Origin of the sequence: Pseudomonas emilianonis (genome assembly GCF_023072625.1) — a bacterium.
GTDB classification, from domain to species: Bacteria; Pseudomonadota; Gammaproteobacteria; order Pseudomonadales; family Pseudomonadaceae; genus Aquipseudomonas; species Aquipseudomonas paraveronii.
Genome location: NZ_JAKNRV010000032.1, coordinates 1 through 26,211, shown reverse-complemented (window position 1 = coordinate 26,211; position 26,211 = coordinate 1). Strand labels below are relative to the sequence as shown.

Annotated in this window: 19 protein-coding genes and 7 pseudogenes; 11 read left to right on the top strand and 15 right to left on the bottom strand. The window is 57.6% G+C overall.

The window, feature by feature from the left end; translation table 11 throughout:
• Positions 1–54 precede the first annotated feature (54 nt).
• Positions 55–126 (top strand): annotated as a pseudogene (locus tag L9Z73_RS06360) (hypothetical protein); the annotation flags it as partial.
• On the opposite strand, the pseudogene L9Z73_RS06355 reads toward L9Z73_RS06360, so the two are convergent.
• A pseudogene (locus L9Z73_RS06355) lies at positions 111–977 on the bottom strand (multidrug effflux MFS transporter); the annotation flags it as partial. The pseudogenes L9Z73_RS06360 and L9Z73_RS06355 overlap by 16 nt on opposite strands.
• Before the next feature lie 283 nt (positions 978–1,260).
• On the opposite strand from L9Z73_RS06355, the pseudogene L9Z73_RS06350 reads away from it, so the two are divergent.
• A pseudogene (locus L9Z73_RS06350) lies at positions 1,261–1,503 on the top strand (methyl-accepting chemotaxis protein); the annotation flags it as partial.
• Between the two features lie 61 nt (positions 1,504–1,564).
• On the opposite strand, the gene L9Z73_RS06345 reads toward L9Z73_RS06350, so the two are convergent.
• The gene (locus L9Z73_RS06345; RefSeq protein WP_247397554.1) at positions 1,565–2,182 is read right to left on the bottom strand and encodes a CatB-related O-acetyltransferase; all 618 of its coding nucleotides are present in this window, start codon (positions 2,180–2,182) and stop codon (positions 1,565–1,567) included.
• A 338-nt stretch (positions 2,183–2,520) separates the two neighbouring features.
• Entirely contained in the window at positions 2,521–3,021 is a 501-nt protein-coding gene (locus tag L9Z73_RS06340; RefSeq protein WP_247397552.1) for an Lrp/AsnC family transcriptional regulator, read from the bottom strand.
• 119 nt (positions 3,022–3,140) lie between these two features.
• Here L9Z73_RS06340 and L9Z73_RS06335 point away from each other — a divergent pair, with 119 nt between their 5' ends.
• The 4 genes from L9Z73_RS06335 to L9Z73_RS31195 all read left to right on the top strand — a co-directional run bounded on the left by L9Z73_RS06335 (position 3,141) and on the right by L9Z73_RS31195 (position 7,220).
• Positions 3,141–4,175: a histone deacetylase family protein gene (locus L9Z73_RS06335; protein WP_247397550.1), complete on the top strand. Its 1,035-nt coding sequence runs from the start codon at positions 3,141–3,143 to the stop codon at positions 4,173–4,175.
• A gap of 52 nt (positions 4,176–4,227) precedes the next feature.
• The gene (locus L9Z73_RS06330; protein WP_247397547.1) at positions 4,228–5,280 is read left to right on the top strand and encodes an ornithine cyclodeaminase; all 1,053 of its coding nucleotides are present in this window, start codon (positions 4,228–4,230) and stop codon (positions 5,278–5,280) included.
• 163 nt (positions 5,281–5,443) lie between these two features.
• Complete coding sequence (locus tag L9Z73_RS06325; protein ID WP_247397545.1) at positions 5,444–6,859, top strand: amino acid permease; 1,416 nt, start codon at positions 5,444–5,446, stop codon at positions 6,857–6,859.
• 184 nt (positions 6,860–7,043) lie between these two features.
• On the top strand, positions 7,044–7,220 hold the full coding sequence (locus L9Z73_RS31195) for a hypothetical protein (protein ID WP_282598539.1): 177 nt from the start codon (positions 7,044–7,046) through the stop codon (positions 7,218–7,220).
• Positions 7,221–7,251: 31 nt separating this feature from the next.
• Here the strand turns inward: L9Z73_RS31195 and L9Z73_RS06315 are convergent.
• The 3 genes and pseudogenes from L9Z73_RS06315 to L9Z73_RS06305 all read right to left on the bottom strand — a co-directional run.
• A pseudogene (locus tag L9Z73_RS06315) lies at positions 7,252–7,452 on the bottom strand (hypothetical protein); the annotation flags it as partial.
• 294 nt (positions 7,453–7,746) lie between these two features.
• Positions 7,747–8,079, bottom strand: coding sequence for a hypothetical protein (locus L9Z73_RS06310; protein WP_430624278.1), 333 nt, complete (start codon positions 8,077–8,079; stop codon positions 7,747–7,749).
• 14 nt (positions 8,080–8,093) lie between these two features.
• Positions 8,094–8,210: pseudogene (locus L9Z73_RS06305) on the bottom strand (serine/threonine protein phosphatase); the annotation flags it as partial.
• Between L9Z73_RS06305 and L9Z73_RS06300 the strand changes: the two are divergent.
• Both L9Z73_RS06300 and L9Z73_RS06295 read left to right on the top strand, forming a co-directional pair.
• Positions 8,210–8,572, top strand: a pseudogene (locus L9Z73_RS06300) (fumarylacetoacetate hydrolase); the annotation flags it as partial. The pseudogenes L9Z73_RS06305 and L9Z73_RS06300 overlap by 1 nt on opposite strands.
• Positions 8,511–9,242, top strand: a pseudogene (locus L9Z73_RS06295) (IS630 family transposase); the annotation flags it as partial. The pseudogenes L9Z73_RS06300 and L9Z73_RS06295, both read left to right, overlap by 62 nt.
• 88 nt (positions 9,243–9,330) lie before the next feature.
• On the opposite strand, the gene L9Z73_RS06290 reads toward L9Z73_RS06295, so the two are convergent.
• The 4 genes from L9Z73_RS06290 to L9Z73_RS06275 form a co-directional block, all read right to left on the bottom strand.
• Positions 9,331–10,452: an agmatine deiminase family protein gene (locus L9Z73_RS06290; RefSeq protein WP_247397543.1), complete on the bottom strand. Its 1,122-nt coding sequence runs from the start codon at positions 10,450–10,452 to the stop codon at positions 9,331–9,333.
• 106 nt (positions 10,453–10,558) lie between these two features.
• Positions 10,559–11,662: an extracellular solute-binding protein gene (locus tag L9Z73_RS06285; protein WP_247397541.1), complete on the bottom strand. Its 1,104-nt coding sequence runs from the start codon at positions 11,660–11,662 to the stop codon at positions 10,559–10,561.
• 1 nt (position 11,663) lies between these two features.
• Positions 11,664–12,572 carry an N-carbamoylputrescine amidase gene (aguB, locus tag L9Z73_RS06280; protein ID WP_247397538.1) on the bottom strand — a complete coding sequence of 303 codons (909 nt, stop codon included), beginning with the start codon at positions 12,570–12,572 and terminating at the stop codon, positions 11,664–11,666.
• Between the two features lie 4 nt (positions 12,573–12,576).
• Positions 12,577–13,629, bottom strand: a complete 1,053-nt coding sequence (locus L9Z73_RS06275) for an agmatine deiminase family protein (protein ID WP_247397535.1) — start codon at positions 13,627–13,629, stop codon at positions 12,577–12,579.
• Between the two features lie 135 nt (positions 13,630–13,764).
• On the opposite strand from L9Z73_RS06275, the gene L9Z73_RS06270 reads away from it, so the two are divergent.
• Complete coding sequence (locus tag L9Z73_RS06270; protein ID WP_247397532.1) at positions 13,765–14,628, top strand: LysR substrate-binding domain-containing protein; 864 nt, start codon at positions 13,765–13,767, stop codon at positions 14,626–14,628.
• A 231-nt stretch (positions 14,629–14,859) separates the two neighbouring features.
• Here the strand turns inward: L9Z73_RS06270 and L9Z73_RS06265 are convergent, their stop codons facing one another.
• Together L9Z73_RS06265 and L9Z73_RS06260 are read right to left on the bottom strand one after the other, a co-directional pair.
• Positions 14,860–16,299, bottom strand: a complete 1,440-nt coding sequence (locus tag L9Z73_RS06265; RefSeq protein ID WP_247397529.1) for an AdeC/AdeK/OprM family multidrug efflux complex outer membrane factor — start codon at positions 16,297–16,299, stop codon at positions 14,860–14,862.
• 80 nt (positions 16,300–16,379) lie between these two features.
• The gene (locus L9Z73_RS06260; RefSeq protein WP_247397526.1) at positions 16,380–17,018 is read right to left on the bottom strand and encodes a TetR/AcrR family transcriptional regulator; all 639 of its coding nucleotides are present in this window, start codon (positions 17,016–17,018) and stop codon (positions 16,380–16,382) included.
• Positions 17,019–17,164: 146 nt separating this feature from the next.
• Between L9Z73_RS06260 and L9Z73_RS06255 the strand changes: the two genes are divergently transcribed.
• Positions 17,165–18,322, top strand: a complete 1,158-nt coding sequence (locus tag L9Z73_RS06255) for an efflux RND transporter periplasmic adaptor subunit (protein WP_247397523.1) — start codon at positions 17,165–17,167, stop codon at positions 18,320–18,322.
• 16 nt (positions 18,323–18,338) lie between these two features.
• On the top strand, positions 18,339–21,452 hold the full coding sequence (locus L9Z73_RS06250) for an efflux RND transporter permease subunit (protein ID WP_247397520.1): 3,114 nt from the start codon (positions 18,339–18,341) through the stop codon (positions 21,450–21,452).
• Positions 21,453–21,530: 78 nt separating this feature from the next.
• Here the strand turns inward: L9Z73_RS06250 and L9Z73_RS06245 are convergent, their stop codons facing one another.
• The 3 genes from L9Z73_RS06245 to L9Z73_RS06235 all read right to left on the bottom strand — a co-directional run.
• Positions 21,531–22,178, bottom strand: a complete 648-nt coding sequence (locus L9Z73_RS06245; protein WP_247397518.1) for a response regulator — start codon at positions 22,176–22,178, stop codon at positions 21,531–21,533.
• Positions 22,171–25,350 (bottom strand): response regulator, encoded by a 3,180-nt coding sequence (locus L9Z73_RS06240; RefSeq protein WP_247397515.1) that lies wholly within the window; start codon positions 25,348–25,350, stop codon positions 22,171–22,173. The genes L9Z73_RS06245 and L9Z73_RS06240 overlap by 8 nt, the downstream gene beginning before the upstream one ends.
• Positions 25,350–26,211 (bottom strand): SPOR domain-containing protein (locus L9Z73_RS06235; RefSeq protein ID WP_247397512.1); only part of this gene is annotated, 862 nt, incomplete at its 5' end. The genes L9Z73_RS06240 and L9Z73_RS06235, both read right to left, overlap by 1 nt.

Here is a 26,211-nt window from a genome sequence, read left to right as displayed (position 1 = left end):
GGCCTGATTAGACTGCGCCGAATTCCGTACGCACAGCCCTTTGTAAGGACTCATATGATCAAGAAATGCTTGTTCCCAGCAGCCGGTTACGGCACTCGCTTCTTGCCAGCGACCAAGGCCACGCCCACCACCGACCAGCGAATCAGCGGCGCCAGGCCGAAGCGTGCGCTCAGGCGTGCGGTGAGCTGGCTCATGGCAAAAAATGACGCCGCGTTCAGCGCAAAGCACAGGCTGAATTGGGTGGGGGTCAGCCCGAAATACTCGATGTATACGAACGGCGCGCTGCCGATAAATACAAAGAACGTCGCCAGGCCAAACCCGCACACCACCGACAAGCCGATGAACACCGGGTCGCGCAGCAACGCCCCATAACTGCTGAAGGCATTCCCCAGGGTCTTGCCCAACCGGCGCTCGGCGGGGTGGGTTTCAGGCAGTTGCACGACGGTCATGACCAGGCACAACACGGCCACTACCGCCAACACGGCAAACACCTCGCGCCAACTCCAGAGCGCAATCACCAGGCTACCGGCCAAGGGGGCCAGGATCGGCGACACACTCATCACCAGCATCAGCAACGCCATCAGTCGCGCAGCTTCATGGCCGGTATACAGGTCGCGCACAATCGCCCGGGGAATCACCATCCCCGCACACGCGCCAAACGCCTGCACGGCGCGAAAACCAATCAGCACTTCGATACTCGGCGCCAGGGCGCAGCCGATACTGCCCACGGCGAAGATAAGCAACCCGGCGTAGATCGGCGGCTTGCGCCCGAACACATCGCTGATCGGGCCATAAAACAACTGGCAGACGCCGATGATCATGAAGAACACCGTGAGGCTCATCTGCACCGCTGCCGGTGAGGCCTGCAGGCTGGCGCCCAGGGTCGGCAGCGCCGGTAGGTAGATGTCGATGGCGAAGGGGCCGACGGCAGTGATCAGACCAAGCAGCAAAGCAAGGTGGGCGATACGTTTGGACATGGGCAGTTCCGGGTGAAGCAAAGGTCGGCCAGCTTAAAGAACCACCCCTGCGCAAACAAGACGGGGAAGACGTTGAGTTTAACTGCGCAGATCTGAGCAATTGAGCTTCAATAACAGGGAGTCTCTGCCGATAACAGAATCAGCGACGCTCAAGCGGTTGGGTTCCCAACCAGCTATCCAGGCTATGGGAATGACCAGCATGACGATCAAATTACGCTTATGGCTATTGATTGCGACCGGGTTGCTCACCGCTTTGATCATGAGCCTGGCCGGTTACCTGGGAGTCGAGCGCGCCATCCGCGAGATTCTCCAGGCCACCCTCAATACCACCGAGTTGGTCAACGACATCTCCCGCACCATCAGCGAGCAAAGCCTGGCCAGCAACGAAATTGCCCATCAAGTGGAGATGATTGCCGGCATGTCGGAGCGCAATAGCCAGGTGATCGGCAAGACGGCCTCGACGACGGACGAGTTGTCTGCGTTGGCGGGGAAGTTGTCGCAGTCGGTGGATCGATTTCGGCTTTGAGCATCACAGCTGATATATAACTCAACTAAACATCTATTTAGTTGAGTTATATTTTTCCACCTTACTGGCGTTGTTTTAAGTACTCGATAAACGGCTCGATATCAGAGGAGCACAGCAGGTGCGCGACACTGCGTACCTCGGTCTCAGGCCAATACCACCAGGCGGATTGTTCCAAGACCTGGCGAACAGGCTCATCAAAACGCCAACGGATAAACTTGGCCGGGTTTCCGCCGACTATGGAATAGGGCGCCACATCTTTGGTCACCAACGCACCGGCCGCCACAACGGCGCCATCGCCAATGGTGATACCCGAAAGGATCTTTGCATGGGAACTGATCCAGCAATCATTGCCGATCACTACGTCGCCATTGCTGCCGCCGAAGTCAGTGATGTAAGCAACTTCTTCGACCTTGGCGGGAAACGGATAACAGCTTAGCCAGTCGATGCGATGATGACCGCCCAGATACACTTCGACGTTGCCGGCAATCGACGTATAAGCGCCTACGCGCAATGTCGTTCCTTCGTGCCAGTCATGTACCTTGAGATCGCCATAGGTGCCAATACCAAAGCTGAATTGCGGATAACGGTTACGCAGTTTTTGTGTTGCACGCTCAAGCTTCGGCAGTGCACGCAGCGCTTTGCGTTCCTGACGCTCACGCCAGATGCGCAGTAGCTTCATGGGAAGAACCTTATTCAAACGTTGGAATGGGACGTTATCCTGAAGAATGAAAACCAGGGTTGCAAGCTAGCAAGTGAAATGGAGGGTTTGTTTTTTCGGCCTGTTGGGCCTCCGGCCTGAGGTGGCGAGAGTCAGTGCCAGGCTTAAAATCTCACCCGAGAGCCCCCCAACTCTAAACACGACGGTTCGCATAATGTATATTATGTTAAATTATGTACTATGCTGTGTGTTCATAAGTGTCCTGTCTGTTTCCACTAACCTACGCATTAGATTCCACAACCCCCCGAAATTGCGCCATTCGCGATTTGAGTGGAAAACCCCTTCCGAGCGCCTGAAACTCACTCCTTGGTCGATTTGGGTATCGCAATACGGCTACTGGTCTTGACCTCGCGTAATGCTAGGCTGGACTGGATGGATGCAATACCCACCTGACGCCTGAGTACCTGCTCGATAAAGTCGCTATAGCTATCAAGATCCTCTGCCAACACCTGCAGCACGTAATCGGCATCCCCGGTGATCTTGTGACAGGACAACACTTCAGGCAATTGCGCAATCACCGCCTCGAAGGCGTCCGGAGCATGATCGGCGTGGGTGGAAAAACGGATGTGCACAAACGCCATTATGTCCAGCCCCAACATGCGTCGATCAATGTTGGCTTGATAGCCCTTGATTACGCCCGCCTCCTCCATTCTCTTCCGCCGTCGCCAGCAAGGCGTCAGGCTTAACGACAGGCGTTCACTGAGCTCGGCGTTGGAAATGCTCGCGTCCTCCTGCAACAGCCTGAGTATTGCCAGATCTGTTTCGTCGAGACTGATGCGCTTGGATGATTTTTTCTTCATTTAGCCAATCCTGAGCAAAAACGCCCGATTAATTTAACAAACCGCGAAAACAAAGCAAAGAAAGCGCGCCCAAGCCAGAACAGAATATTTGCACTGGCTCACATTAACGGATGCGCAGAATGTTTACAGTTTTTAGTGATTCCCACCGCTTGCACCACGGCACCGAATTGAAAGACGGCGTGCTCAAGCCGTCGTTCGAACAGCCCAGCCGGGCCGATACTGTCCATAACCGCGTCAAGCAGGTCGGCCTTGGCCAGATCATCGAGCCCCGGGCATTTGACCGGTCGTGTTACGTCAATGCGCACAGCGAGCGCTACGTCAGTTTTCTGGAAAGCGCCTGGTCAGAATGGTGCTCGACCGGACGTACCCACGATGCCTTGCCGCTGGTATGGCCAGTGCGCGACCTGTCCAACGATCAAGTCCCGACTTTCATCGACGGCAAGCTCGGTTTCTACGCCATGGACGCTGGCTCCCCGATTACCGCCACCACTTGGCAAGCGGTAAAAACCAGTGCGGACATCGCCCTAACCGGCCTGGCGCTGATTGATGAAGGCCATGACAGTGCTTTTGCCCTGTGCCGTCCGCCGGGCCATCACGCTGCGCGCGAATACATGGGCGGCTATTGCTATCTCAATAATGCCGCCATTGCTGCACAACAGGCCATTACCCAAGGCGCCAAACGTGTCGCGGTACTGGACGTCGACTTTCACCATGGTAATGGCACCCAGAACATTTTTTACGAGCGCAGTGACGTCATGTTTGTCTCCCTGCACGGTGAGCCGACGGTGTCCTATCCGTACTACTCAGGTTTCAGCCACGAAGTGGGCGCCGGCCAAGGCGAAGGCTACAACCTCAACTACCCACTGCCGAAAAACACCAGTTGGGAAAGCTACCGCAACGCCCTGCTCCACGCGTGCAAAAAACTCCAGCAGTTCGTGCCGCAAGTGCTGGTGATTTCACTTGGCGTCGACACCTTCAAGGACGACCCCATCAGCCATTTCTTGCTGGAAAGCGAAGATTTCATCGGGATCGGTGAGCTGATAGCGAGCGTTGGCTGCCCCACCCTGTTCGTGATGGAAGGGGGCTACATGGTCGATGAAATCGGGATCAATGCGGTCAACGTGCTACATGGTTTCGAGAGCAAGCGCACCTGAGTCATCCCCCTGCCCTACAGCGTTCCAATGATTGGATCGGAGAATAAAAAACATGACTCTTTTTATTGATGTCGATGATGCTGCACGCCTATTCACCCAGGTAGGCATCCGCCGGGTAATCCGCGAAATGGCGGCCTACATCAAAGCTGACTATTCACGCTGGGCGCAGTTTGATAAATCACCGCGCACCGCCAATCACTCCACAGACGGTGTGATCGAGTTAATGCCCACCGATGATGGCCAACAGTATTCGTTCAAATACGTGAATGGCCACCCGGACAATGGTCTGAGGAACTTGCTGACGGTCATGGCTTTCGGTGTTCTGACCGATGTTCACAGTGGTTATCCAACCCTACTCAGCGAACTGACATTGACCACAGCGGTGCGCACCGCTGCAACTTCCGCATTGGTTGCGCGATCTCTCGCACGACCAGGTTCAACCTCGATGGCAATCATCGGCAATGGTGCCCAGAGTGAATTTCAGGCCCTCGCTTTTCATGAAATGTTGGGTATCAACGAAATCCGTATCTTCGATATTGATCGCGACGCGTCACTCAAGTTGAAGCACAACCTGGCGGCATTCCCGGAGATCGAAGTGATTCTGGCCGGCTCTGTAAAAGAGGCGGTGAAGGGCGCGCATATCGTTACCACAGTCACCGCCGACAAAGCCTACGCAACGATTCTGACGCCAGAGATGATCGAGCCCGGTATGCACATCAATGCCGTCGGCGGTGACTGCCCGGGGAAAACCGAACTGCACGCCGACATCCTGCGCAACGCCCGAATCATCGTGGAGTTTGAACCGCAAACACGGATTGAAGGTGACATTCAGCAACTGGAAGCTGATTACCCCGTCGTCGAATTTTTCAAGATTGTGCTGGGCGAAGTGCCCGGCCGCGAGAGCCATGCGCAAGTCACTGTGTTCGATTCGGTGGGCTTTGCGCTTGAAGACTTTTCTTCACTGCGCTACCTGCACGACCTTGCGCGCGAGTACCGGATCGGCGAACGCATCCACCTGGTGCCGACGCCGGCCAACATAAAAAACCTCTACCAATTGCTTGATCAGCAGCCAGTTGCCCCCTCACGTCTGCGCACGGTCAGCTGATGGTAATCGCTGTTGCCCCTGAGCAATGTGCTTGGGGCCTCTTACCGCCCCATTCAACGCGAAACCCTGCCACCTACCGTCACTAGCCGTTGCATCCCTAACAAGAAAGATAGACAGCCATTTTTCTGCCAAAACTCAAAACATAAAATCAAGAGGTTTTGTAATGAAATCGACTCCCTCAGAACGGGCTGAACAGCCCGCGCTGCAGCGCACGCTCAGCAATCGTCATATTCAATTAATGGCTATGGGTGGTGCCATCGGCACCGGCCTGTTCATGGGCTCCGGGAAGATCATCGCCCTGTCTGGCACATCGATCATCCTCATCTATATGATCATCGGACTGTTCGTTTTTTTCGTCATGCGTGCCATGGGCGAGATGCTGCTTTCCAATCTGAACTTCAAAACCTTTGCGGATTTTGCAGGCGCCTATCTGGGCCCAAGAGCGGCTTTTTTTCTCGGCTGGTCATATTGGCTGAGCTGGAGCGTTGCGGTGATAGGCGATGCAGTCGTGGTCGGCGGTTTCTTTCAGTATTGGTTTCCGAATGTGCCCGCGTGGATTCCCGCCATCGGGATGCTCGCAACACTGTTCGCGTTAAACGTACTGACTGTCAGGCTTTTCGGTGAGGTGGAATTCTGGTTCGCGATCATCAAGATCATTGCTGTTGTGACCCTAATAGGCGTCAGCATGGTGCTGATTGCGACTTCCTTCGTCTCCCCTAGCGGTGTCGCTGCATCCTTGAATCACTTGGTGGATAAACAGGCTGCATTCCCTAACGGCTTGTTCGGCTTCTTCGCCGGTTTTCAGATGGCGATCTTCTCGTTCGCCGGCACCGAATTAATCGGCACAGCGGCGGCGGAAACCCGCTCCCCCGAGAAAACTCTGCCTAAAGCCATCAACTCCATTCCGCTGCGAATTATCCTGTTTTACGTACTAGCACTGACCTGCATTATTGCCGTGACTTCCTGGCACCAGGTTTCACCGATCAAGAGCCCTTTTGTCGAACTGTTCCTGGTTGCAGGGTTTCCAGCAGCAGCCGGTATCGTCAACTTTGTCGTGCTGACATCCGCCGCATCATCAGCCAATAGTGGCGTTTTCTCTTCCAGCCGGATGCTGTTTGGGCTGGCTAACCATGATAACGCCCCGAGGATTTTCCAGCGATTGTCGAGCAACAGCGTGCCTCTTCTAAGCCTGGCGTTCACCACACTGTTGATGCTAATTGGCGTACTGGTACTGTTTATCGTTCCGGAAGTCATGACTGCGTTCACCATCGTCTCTACCGTGTCGGCGATCTTGGTGATCTTCACCTGGTCGACCATTCTTGCGTCTTACATTGCCTATCGTAAAAAGCGGCCTGAGCTGCATGCACAATCTGCTTTCAAGATGCCTGGCGGCGTTCCGATGGCCTGGTTTTCCCTAGCCTTCCTGGGCTTTGTTCTTTGCCTGCTAGGGTTGAGACCTGACACTCGTTTCGCCCTGATGGTCATGCCTGTATGGTTCGTGTGGCTGGCAATTGCTTATCAGTTGACCCGCTCAAAGAAGCCTAAATCTGCAGTTGTTTCGGTAAGTAATTACAGCTGATGCACCGCTGAAACTTATCCGTCCGGCCAAGTCACCTACCAAGCCCCGAAAAGCCAAGACATGGTGTGCACTTAAAATTCAAGTGGGCACCAGCTCTAGCCTTTTAAGCGGGTATTCATGCAAGGATCCAGTTGATCCCAAAAAGAAGCAGCCCTACTTCATCACTTTGAAAGAGCAGACTCCCATGTTCTTCGCCGGCCTGGCTGAGGTGCATGGAGGCCTTAAGCCGGACGACCGTGGTCGTTTTTTTGTTGTCGAAGGCGGCCAGTCACGCGCGATCTATGATGAATTAGAGGCCATCAGCTCGGCGTACAACAACACGCGTGGCGAGCATCACAATCCAAGATCACCGGCAAAATGACCGTCGATCATAGTTGCTGAGGCGTGACTGCCACAGCACGGCGGACATCTGCCAATGCGCTTTCAACTGCTTCCTTAGCGCTACCGGCCTCTCTCGCGAATTCAAGACTAAGGCGCCCAGATTGGCCAACGCCCACCAGCGCATCGTCACACCCCTCCTCTGCCAGTCGCTCAACGAGGGCATCGGTGTCGCTAGCTTGTAACTGATACTTTAGAGTGAAGGTAAATTCCACCTCTATTACTCCGAATTACGGGGATTGCTTGGCTATTTTTGAGCTGTTTCGCGCTGCGCGCGCGCAGCTCCGAACTAGGGGCCGTCACCTACCACCAGTCTGACTTCGCTGGAGGGATCACCGCATCGAGTTTTCGATTCGGGATGCCAGCGCTGGGGGCAGGCTATCAATTATCGCTCTACCAGGTGGAAGGTGATGACGCATGGGCAACAGACATCTGTAAGTCACAGTAAATAGTGCTGGAAGCGTTATTCAACGCCGCGATATCGCCCAGCAGAATCGGTTGGTCGACCATCAAGTAGCGCCTCCCTCGTCATGCTCAGTTACCAACACGTAGTGATCCGCACGATCCAAGGTTTGGAGGAGCTTGAACGCGCCTCGGGTGGCGATCTGGTGCACGGGTTGTGTTGCCACCGTCATACCATCTGAAACCATTCCAGACTGATCGCAGAACACGATGGCGGCAAAGCGATCACCAATACGAGCTGCGTTGACAAGGTAGGCATCTACAAGAACCCCCCAGTCGTGCCTCATTGCCTGGACAACCTCGCTCGGCAGACTTTCTTTTTTCATCGTTTCAAACCGAGAAAGTGCGCCCCCAGCGAAAGAGATAACGTTTGATTTCAAAGAACCCGTACTCCTCAGATCTCGATTTCGAAGAAGGGATCAAACCCCGTTGACTCGCCGGGATAGCCTCGCGGATTGGAGACGACTCTGCAGCCCGCAAGCTCGACGTCCACAGCACGGTGGGTGTGGCCAAGGCATGTGGTCGCAGTACCTAGAAGTGGGCATTGGCCCGGATGCAGAGATATTCACCAAAGCTCAGCCACTGTCAGCGGTGGGTTATGGTTCGGACATCGGCATTCACCCCAAGTCCAGCTGGAACAATCCAGAGCCTGAAGTGGTATTGGCCGTTTCCAGTAGGGGCAAGATTCAGGGCGCTACGCTGGGTAATGACGTCAATCTTCGTGACTTCGAAGGGCGGAGTGCCCTGCTTTTGTCCAAGGCCAAAGACAACAACGCATCGACCGCGCTTGGGCCATTTATCCGACTGTTCGATGAGACCTTCGGTATCGAGGACGTGCGCTCGGCGGAAGTCGCACTTCGAGTCGTCGGCGAGTTGGTTGCGTATGAGTACGCTGGAACAGAGCCTCGCCCAGAGAGCGCGCATCCTGCTTCTACTGGTTGACGGATTGACGCCCAAGGCCGTCAGCGAGCAGTTGCAGGTCACGCCGCCGACGGTATTCAAGTGGCGAAAACATTATCTGGAGGCAGGAATCGAAGGGTTGAGCGATCTGCCGCGCAGCGGCCAGCCACTCAAACTTGGGACCGATAAAATCAACGAAATCCTGACACTGACCACCCGGCGTGTACCCCAGGAAGCCACTCACTGGAGCGTCCGTTTGATGGCCAAGTATGCGCGGGTTACAACGTGGCAGGTTCGGCAGGTCTGGGCCGCTTCCGACCTCAAACCCCATCGTCTGAAGACCTTCAAAATCAGCAACGACCCTCATTTCGCCGACAAGGTAGTCGACGTGGTCGGGCTCTATCTGAACCCACCGGATAATGCCCTGGTGTTGTCGGTTGACGAGAAAACCCAGATCCAGGCGTTGGATCGCAACCAACCGATGCTGCCGCTACGCCCAGGTCAAGTTGAACGCAGGACGCATGATTACAAGCGCCATGGTACGGCGAGTCTGTACGCGGCTTTCGACATCCTGACCGGCCAAGTAATCGGACGGATTACCCAGCGCCATCGAGCCAAAGAGTTTCTGGCTTTTTTGCAACAGAATGCGTAGCACCAAGGGCGCAATAGCGCACCACAAGCCTTGACTGTGCTCGTGCAGCGGTGATCGCTGTGCGGGCACCAACGACGAATCAAACGGCCGGCATATTCTTGGTCACGCAGTGAATTCCACCACCACCGGCGGCAATCGGGTCGATGTTGACCTGCACCACCACGCGGCCCGGATACAACTTGGTTAGCAGATCCTTGGCGTATTTGTCTGCCGCGGCATCACCAAAATGTGGAACTATCACCGCGCCATTGATCGTGATGTAGTTAATATAGCCGGGGGCGAAATCCAGGCTCTCGGTGTAGACGTTGCTGCGCAACTTCAACGGTGGCGGCAGGGTGTACACCTGCAACTTGTTGCCATCGGCGTCGGTGGCGGCCTTGAGAATTTCCAGGTGCTTGCGGGTGATCGGGTACTCATAAGAGTCCGGGTCGTTGTCGAGTTGCGCCACCACCACGCCTTTTGAAGAAAAACGGGCGTAAAAATCGACGTGACCATCGGTGATGTCTTTGCCCTTGATGCCCGGCAACCAGATGATTTTGCGCAGGCCCAAGTTAGCCTTCAGTTCCGTTTCGATCTGCGCCTTAGTCATGTCTGGATTACGGTTGCTTTTGATCCAGGAACTCTCGGTCAAGATCGCAGTGCCATTACCATCTATTTCGATACCGCCGCCCTCGCCCGTCAGCTGGCTGGCGATGTAGGTGGCGCCCGTCAATTTGCTCAGTTTGTCGGCCACGTTAGCGTCATTGGCGTGAGCCTGCTTATCGCCCCAACCGTTGAAGTTGAAATCCACTAGCCCTCGACCGCCTTGGTCGTCGACCACGAAACAGCCACCCATGTCACGCATCCAAATGTCGTCCAGCGCCATGGTCTGAAATGTGATGTTGGTAGTACCGCATGCCGCCGTGGCCTTAGCCAATTCATTGGGGCGGCACAACACGGTAACCGGCTGATATTTGGCGATGGTTTTGGCCAGCAGAGCGATATTATTATTCACCGGCGTAGCCCAATCTTGGTGGACCGCTGACGAGGCACCAAAGGATAGGAACATCCGTTCCTGTAACTCGTTTTCATCCGGCATATACCAGCTTCCCTTGATGGCTGCTTGTACCCAAGAGGCATTCATGCCGAGCCCCATGGATGCCGCTGCGCCGAGACTAGAAACTAACGCTACCTGCTTAATGAAATTACGACGTGTTGACATGTGTTTATCTCTCAATTCTTGTCGTTGCATTGTTTTGAAGGACAATAACTGCGGCCATGGGTTAAGACCGCTTTCAAAGCCGACTATCTGGATGGTCGACTTGCCATCACTTAGTGGAGGCTGTCTTGAACTTGGTCCAAGCACGCATGCGCGCACGCATATTGGACTGGGGAATGTCTTGACCCGGGATCAGTCGTGCATAAGCGGCCTCATCAAGGTAGATATCCGGGTTGTTACGCATCACTGAGTCGACACTCGGACGTGCTTTGGCATTGGAGGTGGGGTAGCCGGTGAAGTTGCTGATGGCGGCCATGTTCTCCGGGCGCATGACGAAGTTGATGAACGCATAGGCATATTCCGGATGTTTGGCGTCGACGGGGATCGCCATGGTGTCCATCCATACCGTGGTGCCTTCGCGCGGGACGTGGTACTGGAACGTGGCTTTCTTGCCTGCTGCATCTGCGGCACGTTGCGCCTGAGTCATATCCCCGCTGTAACCGAGCGATAGGCACAAGTTGCCGTTGACCAACTCGCTCACCGGCTGCGACTGGAACTTACGGATAGACGGTCGCAGCTTGAGCAGCAACTCACTCGCTGCGGCCAGGTCTGCAGGCTTGGCACTGCGCGGATCGCGGCCGAGGTAATTGAGTGCTACCGCCAGCACCTCGTCCGGCGAGTCGATCATCGAGATGCCGCAGTCTGCGAACTTGGCGGCCAGTTCCGGTTTGAACAGCATGTCCAGGCTATTCACCGGCGCATCTGGCATGCGCTGTTTAATCTGCTCGGCGTTGTAGGGCAGGCCGATGGTGCCCCACGTGTAGGGTACGGTGGCCTTGTTCGAGTAGACATAATGCGTACGTAGCTTCTGCAGACCTGGCTCGATGTCATTCAGGGCCGTGAGCTTTGACTTGTCCAGCGGCTGCAGGCTGCCGGCGCGCATCAGACGTTCGCCAACAGTGTCGCCGGGGAAGATCAGGTCATAACCACTGCCGCCGGCCATCATCTTGGCTTCCAGCGTCTCACTGCCATCCATGACGTCGTAGATCACCTTGATCCCGGTTTCGGCGGTGAACTTGGCGAGGGTGTCCTCGGCGAAGTAATCCGCCCAGTTGTACAACTTCAGGGTCTTTTCCTCCGCCTGCACCGACGACAAGGTACAACTTAGTGCCAATCCTAAGGAGCAGAGCAACGGCTTGTTGGTAATGTTCATGTCAAACCCCTTGAGTATTCCAGCGTGCGTTAGCGTGGCGACCGTCCAGACTTAACAGCGCCCCGTACATCTCTGGACGGCGGTCGCGGTAGATGCCCCAGGTCAGACGCTCTTCGCGCATGGTGGCCAAGTCCAGGCTGTGTACCAGCACGCCGGCGCTGTCGCGGTCAGACTCGGCCAGCAGCTTGCCCTTGTGATTGCAGATAAAGGACGAGCCGTAGAAGTTCATCTGCAGGGTCGGATCGGTGGTCGCCGCTTCTCGGCCAATGCGGTTAGCGGCCACCACCGGCACGATGTTGGCGGCGGCATGGCCGCGCATGGTCATCTGCCAGTGATCACTTGAATCCAGCGTCGTGCAACCAGGTTCAGAGCCAATGGCGGTGGGGAACAGTAAGACTTCGGCGCCCATCAATGCCAGGCAACGTGCGGTCTCGGGGAACCACTGATCCCAACAGATGCCCAAACCTATGCGCCCAAAAGCAGTGTCCCAGACACGAAAGCCGGTATCGCCAGGGCTGAAATATTCCTTCTCCTGATAACCGATAGCGTTGGGGATATGCGTCTTGCGATACACACCCAGGAGGCGCCCATCAGCATCGGCCACGCTCAGCGAGTTGAAGTAGGCATTGCCCGCCTTCTCGAACCAGCTCAGCGGCAGCACCACACCCAACTCCTTGGCCAGCGCGGCAAAGCGCTTGAGTACGCTGCTGTACTGATATTCCTCGGCCAGCGCCAGGTGTTTATGATTCTGCTCGATGCAGAAATACGGGGTTGCAAACAGCTCCTGCAGCAGGATGACTTGGGCGCCTTTAGCGGCCGCCTCACGCACCAATTGCTCGGCCTGATCAACGTTGTGTTTCAGGTCCCAGGTGCAGGCCATCTGGGTTGTGGCAATCGTCAGAATGGTCATTTCATTAACCCTCCAGTGGCCCGGCTGGCTGTTGCTGGGTGATGCAATGCACACCGCCACCGCCATGAGCCAGGTGATTGATCCGAACCGGTACTACTTCGCGTCCTGGGAAGGTCTTGCTCAACACTTCGGCAGCCACCTTGTCGGCATCAATGCCATAGGCCGGCATGATGATGGCGTTGTTGGCGATGTAGAAGTTGGTGTAGGAGGCACAGAACACTTCAGCCTCGGTGTCCACCGCATCGGTGGCTTCATAAAGCTCGATCAGCTCAAACTTGCGACCTTGGGCATCGGTTGCCAGCTCCAGAGCGCGACGGTTTTCACGTACCACTTCGGCATACACCGAGTGTTGGTCGCGCGTGGCGTCTACCAGCAAAACCCCAGGACGGGCGAACGCGCACACACCGTCGACATGGCCATCGGTCATGTCGCCGGTCACATAGTTTGGGTCTCCCGGCAGCCAGACAGTCTTCTTCACACCCAGCAGGCGAGTGAAGATCTCCTCCATCTCGGCCTTGTTGATGCCCGGATTGCGATTGGGGTTGAGCAATACCGATTCGGTGGTGATCAGCGTGCCCTCGCCGTCCACATGAATGGCCCCGCCTTCATTGCTCAGCGCAGTACCAAAGCACTCCACGCCCAAGTGATTGAGCGCGCGCCGGGCCAGGCTTTCGTCCAGATCGTGGGCCGACTTACCGCCCCACGCGTTGAAGCGCCAGCTCACCCCGGCCAGGCCTTGTTGCGGATGGCAAACGAAGCTCGGACCGGAGTCCCGGCACCAGCTGTCGTTCACCGCCAGCTCGATCAATTCAATGTTCGGCCCACAGAGCGCTTTGGCACTGGCGACGGCAGACGGGTCGACGACCAGTTTCACCAGTTCGAAACGAGCGATGGCGTTGGCCACGCGAGCGAAGTCCTCTTGCACTTGCGGCAATGTCACGCCCCAACCGGCCTCCCAGAGTGCGGTGTTGTGGGGCCAGACCATCCAGGTCGCGGTGTGCCTGACCCACTCGGCCGGCATCATCCAACCACTGTTTCGAATTTCATTCTGCTGCATGACAAGTACCCTTGAGTTAAGTCATTGTGTTCAATGAAAAACTGCCTATTCGGTTATGGCATGCATGCTAAGCCTGAAAAATATGGCAAACAAACGATGAATTTTGCAGGCAAATGATTAGGAGAGCTTATCAATATGCTCAAGCACTGGCCGCCCTTGAACACGCTGCGCGGCTTCGAAGCCGCCGCCCGACTGGGTAGTTTCCACAAGGCGGCAGAGGAGTTGCACCTCACCCAATCGGCAATTAGCCAGCAGATTCGTAGCCTGGAGACCTACCTCGAACAACCACTGTTCTTTCGCAACGGACGCAGCGTTAGCCTGACCGACGCTGGTTACGATCTACTTAGCACCACCCAGGCACTGCTACAGCAACTGGCCGTCGGCATTCGCCGCCTGGGGCAGTACCACAAACCCAACCAGTTGGTGCTCAACACCACCCCAACGTTCGCCCGTCACTGGCTGCTTCCACGCCTGGGGGATTTTCGCCGCCAGCATCCGGAGGTTGATCTGTGGATTTACAGCACTGATGAAGTCCCGGAGATGACCACCCAGACCATCGACCTCGCGGTGCGCGATGACATCAGTTCCCAGTCCGAGTGCAGCTTTAAAGTGCTATACGCTGACCGCCTGTACCCGGCTTGCCATCCGAGCCTGTTGGCAGTGCCGAGCGACCAGCGCACAACCCTGCATGGCGAGCGGGAAATGGACTGGAGCCACTGGGCGGTGGAGGCAGGGATAGATGTAGGCCAGAAGGATCACGGGCTCAACTTCTCCGATCCCGGCCTACTGTTAGATGCCGCTTGTGCCGGACTCGGCATCGCCTTGGTTAGCCAGTTACTGAGCCGCCAATCGCGCGCCAGCGGACTGTTGCAACCCTTGGTTGAGGAAACTATTCGTGGCCCCAGTTGGGCCTTGCTGACTCATCGCGACAGCGAGAACAGCCCGCTGGCGAGAAGTTTTATTGAGTGGTTACTTAGCCACCTGGTAGCGGGAAGCTAGATAACGTAACGGTTCTGGTTCAAGGCTTGAATGGGGCCCTTGCGCTTAGGATATATCGGGCACTTTGATTTGAAGATGTACGAACGGCTGCTTGGATGGGTAGCAGGGGCCTGCGCTAACATCGCGCAAGTCGCCTGGGGCAGGCGCTGGAAGGCGCGTTCAAAGGCAAGGCGCAGTACTGCTATGGCGATACTCAGTACGTCATTGAAGCGGGCAGTACGACGCAAATACTCAACCTTTGAGTTTCAAAGTCTTCTCGACCGAGTTTGGATACCACCCTCCCCCTAAAGCCTTGTACAGGTTGACCTCGCTAGTCAGCTGGGACAACTGGTCACTGATGAGGGACTGTTGTGCGCTGTACAACGAACGCTGGGCATCCAGAAAGGTAAGATTGCTGTCGATCCCGACGCGGTATCGGTATTCGGCAAGCGCGTAGTAGTCCTGACTGGCGCGAACGTAGTCACGCTGCGACTGAAGCTGATCGACATAGGTTTTGCGCGACGCCAGGCCGTCAGACACTTCCTTGAAGGCGGTTTGAATGGCCTTCTCGTAGTTGGCGACGCTGATGTCTTTCTCTATTTTCGAATAGTCCAGACTGGCCCGCAGGTTGCCGGCGTTAAAGATCGGCAGGCTGATACTGGGGGTGAATAGCCAACTGCCGGAGCCGCCCTTGAACAGGCCGGACAGCTCGCTGCTGGACGTTCCCGCGTCGGCTGTCAGGGTAATACTCGGGAAAAACGCTGCGCGAGCTGAGCCGATGTCTGCGTTGGCAGCCTTCAGCGTATGTTCGGCCTCGATAATGTCTGGACGACGGGTCAGCAGATCCGACGGCAAACCAACCGGTACGGTGGCCAGCAGGTCAGTCCCCAAGGGCTTGGCTAGCGGAAGATTGTCGGGCAAGCCTGCGCCCAGCAGTGACACCAGATCATTCTGATCCTGGGCGACCTGTCGCTGGTAGGTCGCCAGACTCACGCGAGCGCTATCTACCGATGTGCGAGCCTGTGCCAGATCCAGTGCGGAAGACACCCCCACTTTGCTGCTGCGCGTGGTGAGGTCCAAGCTTTGCTCATAGGCGTCAAGGGTGTCTTGGGTCAGCGCCAGCAGTGCTTGATCCGCCTGCCAGGTGAAGTACGCATTGGCAACGCTTGCCACCAGGCTGATTTGAGTCGAGCGACGGGCCTCTTCGCTGGAGAGGTAGGTTTCCAGCGCCTCTTCACTGAGGCTGCGCACGCGGCCGAACAAATCCAGTTCATAAGAACTGATGCCCAGTGTCGCCGAATACTGGCCTGACGTGGTTGTATGCCCTGTCTGCGAAAGATCGGCCGGTGTTCGCTGGCGGGTCCCACTGGCATCGGCGGAAATCGATGGCAGCAGGTCGGCACGCTGGATCCGGTATTTGGCGCGGTACGCTTCGATATTGAGTGCAGCGACTCTGAGGTCTCGATTGTTTTCCAGGGATAGCTGAATCAGTTGCTGAAGCCCAGGCTCCTTGAAAAACTGGCGCCAGCCCAGCTCAGCGGCAGAAGTGTCCGCCACCACGGCTGGCGAATACGACTGCCCCTTCGGGTACTGGGTATTCGTAGGTATTGCGGGCCGTTGATAGTCAGGGATCAGTGAGCAGCCGCCCAGCACAAACGCGGTTACTGCAAGAGACAACAGAGATTTCTTCATTGCGCAGCCCTATCAAATAAATGGCGTTTGAATGGCCCTCGCCAACGCGGCTGGGACGGATACGGAGGACTTAACCCCCCTCAAGCAATCGTTTCGGTTTCTGTTTTTCCATCCCCCCGGCCGTAACCACCTAGGAAAACGTCAACGGCACGCTGAACAGCTCCTTTGAGCTCGGCGCGGGACAACTCGGACCTGATCCCCATCAGGCAAGGAAATACGGTCTCCGACTCGAAGAGCGCGATGAGGTGTCGAGCGGCCACGCAGGGGTCAGCTTGACGCAACGTACCAGCGAGCATCCGCGCCCGGAAAAACTCAGCCAGGGCATTCATGGCGATCTGTGGCCCGGTTTCATAGAAGAGCTTGCCGATGTCACTGCGACCTGACTCGCTGATCACTGTGCGCATGGCTTTGATCGCCGGTTCACTCGCGACAATCGCCAATGCCGTCTCCCCGAAACGTCGAAGTACGCTGCCCAGTTCCTGATCCGTGCTTGCCAGCAATATTTCCAGGGTTGGAAGAATCTGGTCTTTGGCAGCCTGATGACTCACCGCAACGAACAACTCCTCCTTGGAGGAAAAATAGCGATAGAGCGTCGACTTGGAACCGCCCACTCGCGTGGCAATGCCTGCCATGGAAGCCCCTTCAAACCCTTGCTCATGAAAAATGTCTGCAGCCGCCTGAAGAATTGCGTCCCGCTTACTGTCCGTGAGTACCCGCACAAGAAATCTCCTATTTCGATACCGATGTGTACCATTATTACTTGACCAAATGCTTCTGTCAAAATAGATTACCGTACAGTTTGGTATCGTTAATAATGTCTTTGTCCTTGGAGCACGCTATGTGCCTTGCATACCCGAAGCGCCTCATGTCAGTGGTGGTCATCGCGTCAATCAGTGTCTTGGCGGCCTGTGGCAAACCACCAGGCGGCGCACCACCGGCCGCAGGTACGCCTGAAGTCGGTACGCTCTCTGTGCAGCCACAACGCGTGGTGTTTACCACCGAGCTTCCTGGACGGACGGTGCCGTTTCTGATCGCAGAGGTGAGGCCTCAGGTCAACGGAATCGTGCTCAAGCGCAGCTTCACCGAGGGCAGCGACGTCAAGGCGGGCCAGGTGCTCTACTCGATTGACCCAGCGACCTACAAAGCCACCTATGAAAACAATGTCGCGGCATTGGCCAAGGCCCAGGCAACCCTCATCTCCACACGACTCAAGCGTGATCGCTACAAGGAGCTGTCCGCCGTCAATGCCATAAGTCGACAGGATTACGACGACGCGGTGGCTTCCGTGGGCGAAGGCGAGGCGGATGTTTCATCGGCCAGGGCCAATGTTGAAAGCAGTCGCATCAATCTGGCCTACACCCGCGTCGATGCCCCTATCTCAGGACGCATCGGCAAATCCAGTATCACGCCAGGCGCATTGGTCACGGCCAGTCAGAGCACGGCCATGGCCACCATCCAGCAGCTTGATCCCATCTACGTGGACGTCACGCAGCCTAGCGTCGCACTACTGCGTCTCAAGAAAGCAATGGCCCAAGGCGATCTGGAAAAAAGCGGTGCGAGCGCGGCCAAAGTCAGGCTGCGACTCGAAGACGGCAGCTTTTATCCCCTGGAAGGCTCGCTTGAATTTTCGGATGTGACGGTGGATCAAGACACCGGGGCCATCACCCTTCGCGCGATCTTTCCCAATCCCAACGCCACCCTGCTTCCGGGGATGTATGTCCGCGCCGTCCTTGAAGAGGGTGTCAAGGATCAAGGCCTGCTGGTTCCCCAGCAAGCGGTATCGAGGGACAGCACAGGCAAACCGCAGGCTTACGTGGTGGGCAAGGACGACAAACTCGAGCGACGAGATCTGGAAACCGACCGGGCTATCGGCGATCAGTGGCTGATTCGCAGTGGGCTGAATGCCGGTGATCAATTGGTCATTGATGGGCTGCAGCGCGCGGCCCCTGGTGTGACGGTCAAGACCGTACCGTGGCAGGCGCCGTCCGTGACACAGGCAACTGCACCTTCCGACCTTCATTGAGCAGCGGGTAAATACCATGGCACGTTTTTTTATTGATCGCCCGATTTTTGCCTGGGTGCTGGCCATCATCGTCATGCTAGTCGGTGTGTTGTCGATCCTGACGCTGCCCATTGCGCAATACCCGACTATTGCACCGCCCGCCATCGCCATTACCGCGACCTACCCAGGTGCGTCGGCAAAAATCCTGGAGGATACGGTCACTCAAGTCATCGAACAGAAAATGAAGGGCCTGGATCGCCTGAGCTACATCGCGTCAACAAGCGAATCCAATGGCACCGTCACGATTACGCTGACCTTTGAAAACGGCACGGATCCTGACACCGCGCAGGTACAGGTGCAGAACAAGCTCGCACTGGCGACTCCCCTACTCCCCACGCAGGTTCAGCAACAGGGCGTGCAGGTCGTCAAATCGTCCACCAACTTTCTGAATATCCTGGCCTTCACTTCCGAAGATGGCCGAATGAATGGTGCCGATCTCTCGAACTATGTCTCGGCCAACATCCAGGACGCGATCGGAAGGGTCGATGGGGTTGGCGATACCACGTTATTCGGTGCGCAATATGCCATGCGGATATGGCTCGATCCCGACAAGCTGGAAAACTTCAGCCTGACGCCGCTGGATGTAAAGGACGCGATCCAAGCGCAGAACGTGCAAGTGTCATCCGGGCAACTCGGCGCGCTGCCGGCGTCCGGCAACCAGCAACTCAATGCGACCATTACCTCTCAGACTCAACTTCGCAGTGCCGCCGAGTTTGAGGACATCTTACTGCGCACACAGACCGACGGCGCCCAGGTGCGCTTGCGTGACGTCGCACGGATCGAACTGGGCAGCGAAAGCTACAGTAACGCCAGTCGGTTCAATGGCAAACCGGCTGCCGGTCTGGCCATCAAACTCGCTCCGGGCGCCAACGCACTCGATACGGTCAAGGCCATCGACGCGCGGATTGATGAGTTCAAACCCTTTTTCCCGGAGGGTGTTCAGGTACAGAAGCCGTATGACACGACCCCTTTCGTGCGCATTTCCATAGAAGAAGTCGTGCGCACGTTGGTCGAAGCGATCGTGCTGGTATTTCTGGTGATGTACCTGTTTTTGCAAAATTTTCGCGCAACCCTCATTCCCACGATTGCCGTTCCGGTGGTGTTGCTCGGCACGTTCGGGGTACTTGCGGTATTCGGCTTCAGCATCAACACCCTGACGATGTTTGCGATGGTGTTGGCGATCGGGCTGTTGGTCGACGATGCCATCGTGGTGGTGGAGAACGTCGAGCGGGTCATGAGCGAAGAAGGCCTGTCGCCCAAGGAGGCAACCCGCAAATCCATGGGGCAGATCACCGGGGCGCTGGTCGGCGTCGCACTGGTGCTGGCCGCGGTGTTCATCCCTATGGCGTTCTTCGGCGGCTCGACGGGGGTAATTTATCGCCAGTTCTCCATCACGATTGTGTCGGCGATGGTGTTGTCCATTCTCGTCGCAATGATTCTGACACCCGCACTCTGTGCCACGCTGCTCAAACCGATCGATCGTGGACATGAGCTGACCCAGCGCGGTTTCTTCGGCTGGTTCAACCGGACGTTCGAACGCGGCAGCCGCCACTATCAGGGTGGCGTGAACCATATGTTGAGCAGGCCCAAACGCTATATGTTCATCTACGCCGCGCTCCTGATCTTGGTTGTCGGCGCCTTCCTCAAAATCCCGGTGGGTTTTCTGCCCGACGAGGATCAAGGCACGCTCTTTGCGCTGATACAGCTTCCACCCGGCGCGACTGCAGCCCGCACCAATGACGCGCTCAAACAAGTCGAGCAGCATTTTCTCGTGGATGAGAAAGAGGCGGTTGCGGGCATTTTCACCGTCTCCGGATTCAGTTTCGCAGGCAATGGCCAAAACACTGGCCTGGCATTCATCAAGCTGCGGCCATGGGACGAGCGCCGTGACGAATCCCTTAGCGTCAACAGCGTGACGGCCAGGGCATGGGCTTACTTCGCCAAGATCCGGGATGCGCAGATCATCCCGTTCGCCCCACCCGCGGTATCGGAACTGGGCAACGCAACGGGTTTTGACCTCATGCTTCAGGATCGCGCAAACCTTGGCCATGAAGCCTTGATGAAAGCCCGTAACCAACTGCTTGAGATTCTCAGCAAAGACCCGCGATTGGTCGCCGTTCGGGCCAACGGGCAAGAGGACGCGCCTGAGTTTCGTCTGGATATCGATCACCACAAGGCGGGCACGCTCGGGCTTTCGATGTCCGATATCAACGATACCTTTTCAACCGCATGGGGGAGCACTTACGTAAACGACTTTCTTGATCAGGGCCGGGTCAAAAAAGTCATGCTCCAAGGGGATGCTCAGTTCCGCATGTTGCCTAAGGACATCGGGCGCTGGTATGTCCGCAACAGCGCAGGAACCATGGTGCCGTTCACCGCGTTTGCCACGGCGCACTGGGCGTCAGGATCGCCCAAACTTGAGCGCTACAACGGTTCGCCGTCAGTGGAGATACTTGGCATGGCGATGCCGGGGAAAGCCTCAAGCGGCGAGGCGCTGGCGATTGTTGAAGACGCCATGGCCCAACTGCCAGCAGGCTTTGGCTACGAGTGGACAGGTTTGTCGCTGCAGGAAAAAGCCTCAACGGGCCGCACCGGGCTGCTCTACGGCTTGTCGATCCTGATTGTGTTCCTTTGTCTGGCAGCGTTGTACGAGAGTTGGGCGATACCGATGTCGGTGATTCTGGTCGTCCCCTTAGGCGTACTCGGCGCACTGGTCGGTGCCATCCTGACGTGGAAGATGAACGACGTGTATTTCCAGGTCGGTTTACTGACCACCATCGGGCTCGCATCGAAAAACGCCATTCTCATCGTCGAGTTCGCCAAGGAGATTCACGAGCAAGGCAAGGGGCTCATTGAGGCAGCGCTTGAAGCGGTCAGGATGCGTTTACGCCCCATTCTGATGACGTCGCTTGCCTTCATTCTGGGCGTACTGCCCATGGTCCTCGGCAGCGGCGCTGGCGCTGGCGCACAGCACGCACTGGGAACGGCGGTGATTGGCGGCATGCTCTCAGGGACATTGCTTGCGATTTTCTTCGTGCCGGTGTTCTTTGTCGTCGTCTACAAATTGTTCAAAATTGATTCTTCGTCATGATGTTGTTCAGCGCGCGGGCTGACTTACGCCGGTGTCCACGCGCCAATCAAAAAGCCAGCCGCCGTTGCCCAAAACGGGTTATTGATCCTCTCCAAGCAGGCCGAGCCGATAGGCCCACTGGGTCATATCGGCAGCGTTGTGTGCGTCCAGTTTCTTCATCAGGTTGAGCCGATGGGTCTCTACGGTTTTGAGGCCTATACACAAGATCTCGGCAACGTCTCGATTACGCGCGCCTTCGGCGACCAGCTTCAAGACCTGGCGTTCTCGTCCGGTCAGGCTGACACCGCTGGCCGCGTGCCCGGCGCCGCGTAGCGCCATGACTTGAGCGGCATCGAGACCGGAATCGATATAGATTCGCCCCGCGCGCACCTGGGCGATGGCCTGGAGCAGGTCTTCGCGCCGGCTGCGCTTGAGCACATAGCCGACCGCGCCGGCCTCCAGCGCCAGCGCGGCGTTATGTTCGGAGACTGTGGAAGTCAGGGCGATGATCAGGATGGCCGGCCAGCGCCTGGCGATCAGGGTCAGGGCCGAGACGCCATCGAGCAACGGCATATTCAGGTCCATCAACACCAGATCGGGTTGCAAGGCGCGGCACATGGCAACGGCTTGCTGACCATCTTCGGCCTCGCCAGCCACGCTCAGCTCAGGCACACCGGCCAGCAGCGCACACAACCCTTCACGAATCATTGCGTGATCATCCACCAGCAGTAAACGGCACTCAGACATCGTCAGGCTTTCCAGTTTTTTCAGAGGGCCCGGGCTGACGCGCAGCCAGGGTCAGACCATGCATTTCCAGTTGCAACAGCGCAGCGACCATCGTGGCGATATCCGCGTCAGCAGCGGCCTGTTCCATCAACGCCGCCGACGCCTCCAACGCCGCTTCACCGAATTGCCCGGCGCTCCCCTTGAGGCTATGGGCGATACGCGCCGCCTCGGCATGATCGACCTGCGCGACCGCCTCCTTGAGCCGAGCCAGCAAGGCCTGACAGTCCGCCATGAATAAACGCTGCAGACGCGGGGCCCGGAGTGGGTCCTGCTCCTGGAGTGGCATCAGGGTCGGCACGGGCCTCGCCAGGCTCGGTGCCGAGGGCTCTGCGCTGCGCAACTCCATCCCGCGTGCCTGCTGTCGCGCAATCACATGCGTGATCGCATCGAACAGCTGCATCGGTAACACGGGCTTGGCGAGATAGTCGTTGGCGCCGGCTTCGATGAAACGCTCGCGGTCACCGCTCATGGCGTTGGCGGTCAAGGCAATCACGTAAACATCCTCATCCAGCACTGAGCACTGCCCCGAACGCAATTGACGAACAGCCTCCATGCCATCCATTCGCGGCATTTGCCCGTCCATCAAGACCGCATCGAAAACCTTCCGGCCGAGTATTTCCAGTGCCTCGACACCGTCGCGGGCATGAACGACGCGATGGCCGAAACGCTCCAGGAACAACTGAGTAATCTCGCGATTGGTGGCGATGTCATCGACCACCAGCACATCCAGGCCGAAGTCATGCCGTTCCAGACTGCGCAACGGCGATGCTGTTTCGCAGAGCGTCGGCGTTGCGCCGCTCTGCACCTCGCACAAGGTCCGATAGAAATGCTGACGACGCAGCGGCCTGACAACGCACGCGGCCAGGCCATGGGCGCGCAGTTCATCGGCCGACGGCAGTGATTCCACCAGCGAGGCCATCAGCACGATGCGCGCGGTTGCCAACGCCGGGGCTGCACGGCACAGGTCGGCGAACTCGACGCCATCGACCATCGGCAGGCGCCAGTTGACCAATACCAAGTCGAACCTGACCCCCAACTGCGCCTGCTCGTGCATCAGGCTCAATGCTTCTTCGGCGGACGCTGCGCCCTGGCACAGCATCTGCCACTGGCCGAGCATCTCCATCAATGCCCCACGCTCATCGGCGTGTTCATCTACCACCAGGGTTCGCAGCCCCCACAACCTTGGGGCGTCGGCCGCACGCGCCGGGCATTGCGGCAAGGGCAAGGTCAGCGCGAAGGTCGACCCCACACCCGGTTGGCTGTGCAACTCGATACCGCCGCCCATCATCCCGGCCAGGCGTTGGCTGATGGACAAGCCCAACCCGGTACCGCCGTAGTTTCGGGTGGTGGAGGCATCAGCCTGCAAAAACGCCTCAAACACCGAGCGCTGTGCGGACGGCGCGATGCCGATGCCGGTATCGATCACCTGAAATCCGAGCTGGTCGCCCTCCCCCCGCCAGACCAGTAAACGAATCGAGCCGCTGGCGGTGAACTTGACAGCGTTACTCAGGAGATTGAGCAGAATCTGCCGCAATCGCCACGGATCACCGATCACTTGCCCCGGGACATTGGTGGCAATATGACAGATCATGCGCAGGCCCTTTTCCGCCGCGCGCGGTGCCAACAGTTCGGTGACGTCTTCCAGCACTTCGGTCAGATCGAACTCGACCTGCTCGATATTCAGGTTACCCGACTCGATTTTGGAGAAGTCCAGGATGTCGCTGATCAGCGCCAGCAGGGCTTCGGAGTTCTCACGGATGGCCGTGACAAAATGTTGCTGTTGAGCCGTGAGCGGCGTATCCGCCAGCAAGTGATTCATACCGATGACGGCGTTCATCGGGGTACGGATTTCGTGACTCATGTTGGCCAGGAACTGCCCCTTGAGTTGGTTGGCCTGGTTGGCCATATCCCGGGCGCCCTGCAGTTCCTGAGTGCGGACCTCCACCAGGTGCTCTAGCCCGGCCTGCTCGGCCTGCAATGCATCGAGCAAGCGGTTGTACGCCCTGGCGAAGCGTCCCAACTCATCGGCGCGCGCCTCTGGCAAACGACGCGACAGGTCGTCGCCGCGAGCGGTCTCTTCGATTTCCCGCGCAAACCGGGCCAGCGGCTGCGCCAACTGGCGATGCAAGACCCAGAGTAAACCAAGAGCCAAAAGGATGAAGCCGACAATCGCAAAAGGTACCTCGGCTAGAATCAGGCCCAACGCGCCAGCGCGCAGTTGCGCTTGCGGATAAAGCGTCAACAGATACCAATCCGGTTGCTGCAGGTGAGCGACGATCATCGGCGTGTCGGCGTCGAAGCGACCGATCTGTGGGAAGCCGGCGGCGGCCGGCAAATCCGCGATCAGTTGCTTAAGCCTGTCGCGGGAAACCGCCTCCAGCGTATTGCCGGAAAGATCGGCAATACGCTGACCTTGCGCATCCAGCAACAGGGTGGGATAGCCATTGAGCAACTGCCCGATACGGGCCAACCGCTCATCCAGCTTCAATTCATAGCCCGTCATGAACAAGGGTTTGCCCGATACATCCCGGGCGACCACCGCAACGCTGATCAACTGGCGGCCCAGCGACGGCTCGTAATAAGGCCCGTCCCAGACAACCTGAGGCCCATCTGTCGGCAGTCCGTCGAACAGCGCGCGCAAATGAGTTGCCCGGGCCTGGGCGAAACCCGACGGAATATCGACTTGCGTGGAAAAAGCCGCCCCAGCGTCGGGAAAATAGAAAAACGTATCGACCGTCATCGCCTGGCCGGCCGTACCGAATGCTTCGGCAGCGGAAGCGGCGCGGGCCAATCGATCAGTGGCCGCGGCGTTGTCCGCAACGCCCTGCCCGGGCGGATTGAGCACCCAATGCAGGGTGCTGCGCTGGAAAATGTTGCCGCCAAACTCGTTTGCCGCGCCGCTGTTCCAGCGCGTCATCAGTCGTCTGGCGCCCTCCTCCGCGTCGCGAAAATCGTCATTGTCCACACTGGAGAGCAAGGCAAGGCGCTGGCCGAGATCGTCCAGCGCCTTGCCTTGCAGTTGTTCATACGTGCGCCACGCGCTAAGCCCGGCGGCCACGCACCAACTCAACGCCAGAACCAGCGCCAGCACACAGGTAATGCGCAGCGCCAATGAAGCACGCCAGCCCTTCATCACAGGTCGACCTTACTGGCGGCGGCACTGTCGAGTGTCGCGCTCACGCCCATTTTGCGCAAAATGTCGCGAATCGTCCGTTGTGCCGCCGCGTCGTCACGCAGCGCCACCACCAGCAACCGCGTCACCTTGTCACCCGTTATCCCCTGCGCGGCTTCGCGCCGACTGGTCAAGCCCAGGGTATGCAACTGCGCCTCAAGGTTCTTCAAGCGCGTCTCGTTGCCATAGGTACCCAGATCCAGCCGTAGTCCTTCACCTGCCGACAGCCCCGTTGCCACGGGCCGGGGCGTCCAGCACCAGGCAATCTGGGTCGGCGGTTGAATACTCGCGACCCCCTGCTCGGTGGGCGAACCGAGGGCGGCCAGACGGACATTCGTCGCGGCCGCCTGGGCATCCATCGCCGTCAACTGCTCGGCGATGCCATTCAACTGTGCATCGAGGATGGTGGCCTGGCGCTGCAATTGGTCGGCCTGGTTGTACTTGTCCATCAATACCTGTTCGCCTTCCTGGCGGTAGGTCAGTTGAATGCCGATAAGGTTCTCACTGCCCATCAAGTTACGCTGGCTCGGAAAATCATCGGCGCTGAAGGTGTGTTGCCCACCGTTGAACAGCCGCAGGAAGTCCACAAACGCCCGATCCCCGGTCCAGTGCCGGGTCAGCTTGAAGTTGGCGAAGCTGATCTCCAGGGTGACATCGGCACAGGCACCCGGTGCCCAGACGAAGCTGGCGCTGGTGGGAAAGTTGAAGTTATCCAGCACCGTCGAACGGCCACTGCATTGCAGCGTCAGGCGCGTCTGCTGGGGCAGCGACCGGGCGCCGAGGTTGACCTGCGACGGCGCGGCGGACAATACACCTTCAGCG

What these genes read in the sequence shown, in the direction of transcription:
- L9Z73_RS06290 (WP_247397543.1), bottom strand. Translation starts at nt 10,452, where the DNA reads ATGTCAACACGTCGTAATTTCATTAAGCAGGTAGCGTTAGTTTCTAGT.
- L9Z73_RS06245 (WP_247397518.1), bottom strand. Translation starts at nt 22,178, where the DNA reads ATGTCTGAGTGCCGTTTACTGCTGGTGGATGATCACGCAATGATTCGT.
- L9Z73_RS06325 (WP_247397545.1), top strand. Translation starts at nt 5,444, where the DNA reads ATGAAATCGACTCCCTCAGAACGGGCTGAACAGCCCGCGCTGCAGCGC.
- aguB (WP_247397538.1), bottom strand. Translation starts at nt 12,572, where the DNA reads ATGACCATTCTGACGATTGCCACAACCCAGATGGCCTGCACCTGGGAC.
- L9Z73_RS06255 (WP_247397523.1), top strand. Translation starts at nt 17,165, where the DNA reads ATGTCAGTGGTGGTCATCGCGTCAATCAGTGTCTTGGCGGCCTGTGGC.
- L9Z73_RS31195 (WP_282598539.1), top strand. Translation starts at nt 7,044, where the DNA reads ATGTTCTTCGCCGGCCTGGCTGAGGTGCATGGAGGCCTTAAGCCGGAC.
- L9Z73_RS06275 (WP_247397535.1), bottom strand. Translation starts at nt 13,629, where the DNA reads ATGCAGCAGAATGAAATTCGAAACAGTGGTTGGATGATGCCGGCCGAG.
- L9Z73_RS06340 (WP_247397552.1), bottom strand. Translation starts at nt 3,021, where the DNA reads ATGAAGAAAAAATCATCCAAGCGCATCAGTCTCGACGAAACAGATCTG.
- L9Z73_RS06335 (WP_247397550.1), top strand. Translation starts at nt 3,141, where the DNA reads ATGTTTACAGTTTTTAGTGATTCCCACCGCTTGCACCACGGCACCGAA.
- L9Z73_RS06250 (WP_247397520.1), top strand. Translation starts at nt 18,339, where the DNA reads ATGGCACGTTTTTTTATTGATCGCCCGATTTTTGCCTGGGTGCTGGCC.
- L9Z73_RS06345 (WP_247397554.1), bottom strand. Translation starts at nt 2,182, where the DNA reads ATGAAGCTACTGCGCATCTGGCGTGAGCGTCAGGAACGCAAAGCGCTG.
- L9Z73_RS06240 (WP_247397515.1), bottom strand. Translation starts at nt 25,350, where the DNA reads ATGAAGGGCTGGCGTGCTTCATTGGCGCTGCGCATTACCTGTGTGCTG.
- L9Z73_RS06270 (WP_247397532.1), top strand. Translation starts at nt 13,765, where the DNA reads ATGCTCAAGCACTGGCCGCCCTTGAACACGCTGCGCGGCTTCGAAGCC.
- L9Z73_RS06285 (WP_247397541.1), bottom strand. Translation starts at nt 11,662, where the DNA reads ATGAACATTACCAACAAGCCGTTGCTCTGCTCCTTAGGATTGGCACTA.
- L9Z73_RS06265 (WP_247397529.1), bottom strand. Translation starts at nt 16,299, where the DNA reads ATGAAGAAATCTCTGTTGTCTCTTGCAGTAACCGCGTTTGTGCTGGGC.
- L9Z73_RS06330 (WP_247397547.1), top strand. Translation starts at nt 4,228, where the DNA reads ATGACTCTTTTTATTGATGTCGATGATGCTGCACGCCTATTCACCCAG.